Source organism: Candidatus Symbiopectobacterium sp. NZEC135, from assembly GCF_025962695.1.
In genome coordinates this window covers 1-602 of sequence record NZ_JAGFPF010001309.1, presented here as the reverse complement: position 1 = coordinate 602, position 602 = coordinate 1, and the positions used below count along the sequence as shown (strand labels likewise).

The window sequence follows — 602 nt, the reverse complement described above, 5'->3', positions numbered from 1 at the left end:
ATCGAATGATTTTTCCGCATCACCGGAGGTTTGCAATGTCGCAATGGTGTCATCAACCAGTTTCTTGAACTGCGGATCGTCTTTACGCAGCATACAGCCATAGGCTTCTTCGGACTGCGCGGTACCAACGATCACCCAGTCGCCCTGCTGTTTGGCCTTGGCACGTTCACCGGCCAGCAACGCGTCATCCATCATAAAGGCAACGGCACGACCTGTTTCCATGGTGCGGAAGGCATCGCCATGGTCTTTGGCGCTGATGATACGCATATCCAGTTTTTTCTCTTCGTTCAGCTTGTTCAGCAATTTCTCAGAGGTGGTGCCAGAGGTAACCACTACGGTTTTGCCTGCCAGATCCGGGAAGTCTTTAATGCCCGAGTCTTTTTTAGTCAGCAAACGCGTACCGACGATAAAGATGGTATTGGAGAAAGCCGCCTGTTGCTGACGTTCCAGGTTGTTGGTGGTGGAACCACATTCAAAATCAAAGGTGCCATTTTGCAACAAGGGGATACGGTTCTGGGATGTGATCGGAATCAGTTTGACCTGAAGATCGGCAACGCCAATTTTTGCTTTGTCCGCATCGACAATTTTGTTCGAGTAATCCT

Annotated in this window: 1 protein-coding gene; it reads right to left on the bottom strand. The window is 49.8% G+C overall.

What is annotated here, in order from left to right:
- A partial coding sequence (locus tag J5224_RS33995) for a glutamate/aspartate ABC transporter substrate-binding protein (protein ID WP_264629263.1) occupies positions 1 to 602 on the bottom strand: 602 nt, incomplete at both ends.